5 protein-coding genes and 1 pseudogene are annotated in these 5,971 nt (G+C 32.1%); all 6 read right to left on the bottom strand.

Annotated elements, in window-relative coordinates; genetic code table 11:
- Nucleotides 1–205 (bottom strand): annotated as a pseudogene (locus tag HU235_RS24930) (EpsG family protein); the annotation flags it as partial.
- Nucleotides 206–231: 26 nt separating this feature from the next.
- Nucleotides 232–1,059 carry a glycosyltransferase gene (locus HU235_RS22065; RefSeq protein ID WP_174881606.1) on the bottom strand — a complete coding sequence of 276 codons (828 nt, stop codon included), beginning with the start codon at nucleotides 1,057–1,059 and terminating at the stop codon, nucleotides 232–234.
- Nucleotides 1,052–2,242, bottom strand: coding sequence for a glycosyltransferase family 4 protein (locus HU235_RS22060; RefSeq protein WP_174881605.1), 1,191 nt, complete (start codon nucleotides 2,240–2,242; stop codon nucleotides 1,052–1,054). Before HU235_RS22060 ends, HU235_RS22065 begins: the two co-directional genes overlap by 8 nt.
- Before the next feature lie 59 nt (nucleotides 2,243–2,301).
- A complete protein-coding gene (locus HU235_RS22055) occupies nucleotides 2,302–4,122 on the bottom strand; it encodes a polysaccharide biosynthesis protein (protein ID WP_174881604.1) in 1,821 nt (606 codons plus the stop codon).
- Nucleotides 4,123–4,510: 388 nt separating this feature from the next.
- On the bottom strand, nucleotides 4,511–5,179 hold the full coding sequence (locus HU235_RS22050) for a CpsD/CapB family tyrosine-protein kinase (RefSeq protein ID WP_095299831.1): 669 nt from the start codon (nucleotides 5,177–5,179) through the stop codon (nucleotides 4,511–4,513).
- Nucleotides 5,169–5,909 (bottom strand): YveK family protein, encoded by a 741-nt coding sequence (locus tag HU235_RS22045; protein WP_174881603.1) that lies wholly within the window; start codon nucleotides 5,907–5,909, stop codon nucleotides 5,169–5,171. The genes HU235_RS22050 and HU235_RS22045 overlap by 11 nt, the downstream gene beginning before the upstream one ends.
- Nucleotides 5,910–5,971 lie beyond the last annotated feature (62 nt).

Below are 5,971 nucleotides of genomic sequence, written 5' to 3'. Positions count from 1 at the left end.
TAATATAACTATGGGTATATGCACTAGTATCTCCAATATTTATTCTTAACCCTGAAATTAAAATCAATGATAACAATGCCAGAGCAACGAACGGCTTATAAGGTTTTGGGAAATTATTTGAAATAGGATTAGTATATCCTGCGACCAATCTGGAAGAAAAAGAAAATGAGTATACTAAAAATAAATTAATCCAAAATAAAGTCATATTTTCCACCTAGAAATCTCAAATATTTATATACTCTTTTCGTTTATAACTGAATCTTTAAATCTATGGTAATTTCTAACGATAAGAGTTGGACATAATCCAATAATTAGTGGTTTTAGCATAAAAAGATAATATTTTATTGGCAGCTTCAATGTTTTACATGCCAAAAAAATAAGTAATGATAAATCTGTATAATGTTTAAATCTCCGTCTTGCAAAAGCAGAATTATCTTCTCTTACCTTATACAAAGCTTCTTGTAGGTTATAGCCTCTATATCCTTTAGCAAAAAATCTTATCCATAAATCAAAATCTTCCGCTCTTCTTGTCCGAGTAGCAACCCGATAACCATTCAATGCCATATAAGCTTCTCTTCTCATCATAATAGTAGCATGCATAAAAATTCGATTTTTAGGGATATCCTCTTTACGTGGTTCAGGTTTTCCTATTCTAATCCCGTTTTCTCCCAAATCATCAAAAGGAATCATCCCTGTACCTACCACCATATAATGTAGGTTATTGTCTAAAAAATCCACTTGCTTTTCCAATCTATTAATTAATGAAATATCATCTCCATCTTGTCTTGCAATATATTCTCCTGCTGCTATTGAAAGACATTTATTTAATGTCCCTGCAAGCTTAATATTCTCATTATTTCTTATTACAATTATTTTATTTGAATACCGTTTCGCATAATGACAAGCAATCTTATATGAACTGTCAGTTGAAGCATCATCACAAATAATTAATTCCCAATCTTTATAGGTTTGATTAATTATTGACTCAATACTTTCAGACAATGTATCTTCACAATTATATATCCCCATAATGACAGAAACCTTCGGACTTCTATGCATTTTTTCTATACACTCCCATGCTATTTGTTCGAGTTCGTTGAATTAACAAATTTCTATCATTAAGTACATGATTCCATAGCTTTTTTTGCTCAAAATTCTCCCGTGAGAATTTTACTGCATTTTCTTTCATTAATAAGAGCAAATCCACCTCATCAAACAACTTTTTCATCGCATTAACTAATTCGCCAACCTCTCCCTTTCTAACCGTTAAACCAGTCACTCCTTTTTTCATTGCATCAATTGGCCCTGGAATATCTGTCACAATTACAGCATTCCCCATCGCTTCGGCCTCTATTACTACACTTCCAAAGCCTTCTCGATAACTCGGTAAAATAAAAACATCCATTGCAGAATAATATTTTTCTATCTCATTGGTATATCCACAAAAAATGACTGACTGACTATCTCTTGCCCAAGACATCAATTGTTGATCAATGTTATTATCATCATCATAAGAACCTACAATTAATAATTTGGAATTAGGTACAAAATTTTCATAAATTATTTTATATGCTGCTATTAACTCATTTATCCCTTTGTCCTTCACTAATCTTCCACTAAAACCATATACAAATTCAGAGCCTTGAATGTTATAATATTTTCTAATTTCATTTCTCCATTCATTTTTCTTATTTATATCGAACTTTTTTATATTTACACCATTTGCACTTCCATTCCAAATAACTCTACTATTTTTAGTGGAATATAAACCTTCTTCCCTAGCAAATTGCAAATTACTGAAACTATCAGGTTCAATGTCAGTTGATAATAAACATGTAATTTTTTCAATAAGTTTAAAAATCAATCTTGTTAGACCTCTATAACCTACATATCTTATTCCCCATTGGCAATATAGTCTTATCGGTCTACTGGCAAGCCAAGAAGCAATTGATGCATAAAACGCTGCATTTGGGGTGGAATATTGAACAATATCAAATCTTTCCCTCTTAAATAATAGAACTAGCCTCCAAATAATTATGATCATCCCTATCTCTATTCCACGTTTCATAGGAATTGGGTAATACGATATTGATTTCGGCAATTTTTTTTCTAACTCATCATCTACATCACAAACAATTGTGACATCATAGCCATTTTTTTGTAAGTAATATAATTGTTCTAAAAGAAATGCTTCAATTGTAGAAGATTTTGTTGTAACGACACAAATTGACTTTTTCTTCATTACATGCCCCTTCATACATAATTTTTAATTGTTTAGAACATACAATGTACATGTATGTTCTAAACCGAAATCAACTTCTTCTGTTTCATTTTTTCATTTGCCAATTCTAATAGCGCTTCTCTTAACTGTTTTCTGTCAAATTTATTAAAGTTATTTATGATGTAATTTATTTCATCTATAAACAACTCAGATGTCTTCCCAATATATATTTTTGTATATATTTGTTCTTCATTAACTTCATCTTTTGTCATCAACTCTTCAAAAAGTTTTTCCCCTGGTCTTATACCAGTAAATTCAATCCCTATATCATCAATTGAATTACCTGATAGTTTGATTAGATTTATAGCCAAATCAACGATTTTTACAGGCTCTCCCATATCAAGGACAAAGATTTCTCCACCTTTTGCTAATGCACCTGCCTGAATTACTAATCGTGCGGCTTCGGGTATTGTCATAAAATAACGAACCATATCAGGATGAGTAACAGTAACTGGTCCGCCATTTTGTATTTGCTTTTTAAATAATGGGATTACACTGCCTCTGCTTCCTAGTACATTTCCAAATCTAACGGCAACAAATTTCGTAGAGCTAATTTGATCGAAATGCTGAATGATCATTTCCGCTAATCTTTTCGTCGCTCCCATCACACTTGTCGGATTTACTGCTTTATCTGTTGATATCATTACAAATGTTTCAACACCATGTTGACTTGCTGCTTGTGCTATATTCCTAGTTCCAATTACATTGTTTTTTACTGCCTCCTCTGGATTTCGTTCCATAAGTGGGACATGTTTATGTGCAGCGGCATGGTAAACGACATTAGGTTGATAAATATCCACGACAGATAATAGTTTTTCATAATCTTGTAAATCAGCAATTTCAGTAATAAATTCAATTCCTTTGTTTTTACATGATTCTTTTAGTTCCATTTCTATTGAGTAAATGCTATTCTCCCCATGACCTAATAAGACTAATCTCTTTGGGCTAAAATTTGAAATTTGCCTACAAATTTCTGATCCAATTGACCCGCCGGCACCTGTTACAAGCACCACCTTATTTGTTATAGACTCACTAATACTAGTCATGTCTAATTCGATTGTTTCTCTACCTAATAAATCTTCAACTTGAACATCTCGAAATTGATTAACTGACACTTTCCCTGTCATAATGTCCTCTAGCATTGGAATCATTTGCGTTTTTGCAGTTGTTTTTGCGCATTCCTTAAAAATAAAATTAAGCTGTTTCTTATTTAAAGATGGAATAGCTATTACGATATTTTCAATTTTGTATTTAACTGATAGTAGTGGTATATCCTTCACACCACCTATTACGGGTATTCCAAATATATCTAGCTTCTGTTTCTTTTGATTATCATCGATAAAAGCTACTGGTAATAATTCTGCTTCTGGATTTGATAAAAGCTGTCTTACTACCATAGTTCCAGCAGAGCCTGCTCCTACGATTAGAGTTCTCTTTTTGTTTACTGTTGGTTTTAAATAGTTATCGCGATAGATTCTCCATATAAATCGCGATCCTCCGATTAATAATAAATGTGTCATCCATGTAACAACTAGTACGCGATAGTTAGCTTGCTGGTAAGCTATCACTTGAACAATTGCTGTTGTAAAGATAGAGAAAGAGATAACCTTAAATATACTTAATAACTCTCCAATGCTTGCATACTCCCATGCCTTTTTATAAAGGTTGTAAACGAATGAAAAAATATGATGACAAATCAATAAGGTTACTGCACTTAGTAGCATTGCAGAAGTAGGAGTGGTTGATACCTGATTAAATAATAAATGGCTTAAAAAAATAGTTGATAAGACAATGCAGGAGTCTAAGCTAATTAAGAAATATAACCTACTTTTATAGGTCATTTTATTTCCTCCTTTCAAGTTAAATTGGTTTTAATCTATAGGATTAAACAAGCTTCTCCTTACTAACTTTTATAGTTTTATGAATGAACAATTATATAGTGAACATTATGGGAAAACTCTCGGAAATATATTTTCTTCATATCATTAGCTTCCTTCAAAATTCCCGCAAAAATATCTCACAGTTGAGATATCTTTGCGGGAATTTTAAATAAATGGGCATTTAACCCGCCCTCACACCACACTCTTGACAACTCGTGTCTAAGGTTTCTTCAACCCACAGCATGGCCGAGTACCTCCATTTATAAAGGTTAGGAGATATCACCTATACAAATACTATTTCATTTGTTCTTAATAAAGAACCAACCGTTATAATAAAAGAACAAAGCGATTAATTTCGTTCATTTAATATAACACCTAATACCTTTGCTCTTACTAAATTTAATAATCGGTTCGCCTCAATTGCTTTTTCTCTATCTGTTTTACCACTCGTTAATACTAAAATCACCCCATCACACTGACCAGCAAGTAATTTAGTATCGGTTGTTTCAAGTACAGGAGGAGAATCAAATAGAATTACATCGTATTCATCAGTTATTTCCTTAATAAATTGACTCATTGCTTTTGAACCGATTAATTCCGCTGGATTAGGAGGAGTTATACCACTAGGTAAAACTTCAAGTTGACCAATTTGAGTTTGTACTATTGCATCTTCTATCGTTGCCTTTCCAATTAAAACTTCTGATAGACCTAATGCATCTTTTAGGTTAAAAGTAGAATGTACTGTCGGTCTTCGCAAGTTAGCGTCAACTAACAAGACCTTATCCCCTTGTTGAGAAAGTGAAATGGCCAAATTAATTGCGGATGTAGTTTTTCCCTCTCCATGTGATGGAGATGTAATGATTAATGTTTTGTGTTTTTTATTAATAGAGGAAAATTGTATATTTGTTCGTATCGTTCGAAACTGTTCTGCAATTTGTGAGCTTGGATTAGAATATGAGACAAAATGACGTTTTGAATTTTCCCTTACTGATTTTTTCTTGTTTATCCTAAGAACCAAGAGTCTCACCTCTATACATAAGTTTGTCGTTTTTCCTTTTATTTTGCATATTTTTCTTTTTCATCGTTGAGACTGAACCTAACACTGGAATACCTAATAACTCTTCAACCTCATCTTCTTTTCTTATACTATTGTTTAGTGATTCCAATAGGAAAGCTAACCCTACCCCTATAACGATACCACCTAAAATCGATATAACGATATTTCGGTTTTGGCTCTGATTTATTGGAGTATGATTTACCTTAGCTTCTGATAACGGTTTTACATCATTAAATCCCATAATTTTTGGAATTTCTTCTTTATAGGTTTCCGCTACAACATTTGCTATCAGAGCAGCTTGCTCCGGATCCTTATCTGTAATAGTAATCGTTACAACTGATGAATTATCTATAGTTCCTACAGCAATTTTTCCTGCTAATATTTCAGATGTATAAGGTAAATCTAGTTTACTAACAACTTTATCTAGTACTGTAGTATCCTTGATAATGACCTTTAATGTTGTAATTAAATTGACATCAGCTGATCCAAAAATAATTCTGTTCGTAGATTGATACAAAGGAGTGAAGGTTGAAAACGTGTAATAGGTACCTAAAGAGGTTGTTATAAAAGTAATCATAATAATGATCCATATATATCGTTTTAATACAATGAATATTTCTCTAATATCGATTTCCTTTATTTTCCTTTGCTCTTTTTTATGTTTATCTTCTAGATCTGGAAAACTAGACATATAATTTATCCACCTACTTTTTATCATTAAATACCTTTAACCGAGTTCGTTCTCTCTATAAC

The sequence above is a fragment of the Metabacillus niabensis genome (assembly GCF_902829255.1).
In the GTDB taxonomy this organism is placed as follows: domain Bacteria; phylum Bacillota; class Bacilli; order Bacillales; family Bacillaceae; genus Metabacillus; species Metabacillus niabensis.
The sequence above is the reverse complement of the archived record's forward strand: the minus strand, read 5'-3'. Positions and strand labels throughout refer to the sequence as shown.

What these genes read in the sequence shown, in the direction of transcription:
- HU235_RS22065 (WP_174881606.1), bottom strand. Translation starts at nt 1,059, where the DNA reads ATGCATAGAAGTCCGAAGGTTTCTGTCATTATGGGGATATATAATTGT.
- HU235_RS22045 (WP_174881603.1), bottom strand. Translation starts at nt 5,909, where the DNA reads ATGTCTAGTTTTCCAGATCTAGAAGATAAACATAAAAAAGAGCAAAGG.
- HU235_RS22060 (WP_174881605.1), bottom strand. Translation starts at nt 2,242, where the DNA reads ATGAAGAAAAAGTCAATTTGTGTCGTTACAACAAAATCTTCTACAATT.
- HU235_RS22055 (WP_174881604.1), bottom strand. Translation starts at nt 4,122, where the DNA reads ATGACCTATAAAAGTAGGTTATATTTCTTAATTAGCTTAGACTCCTGC.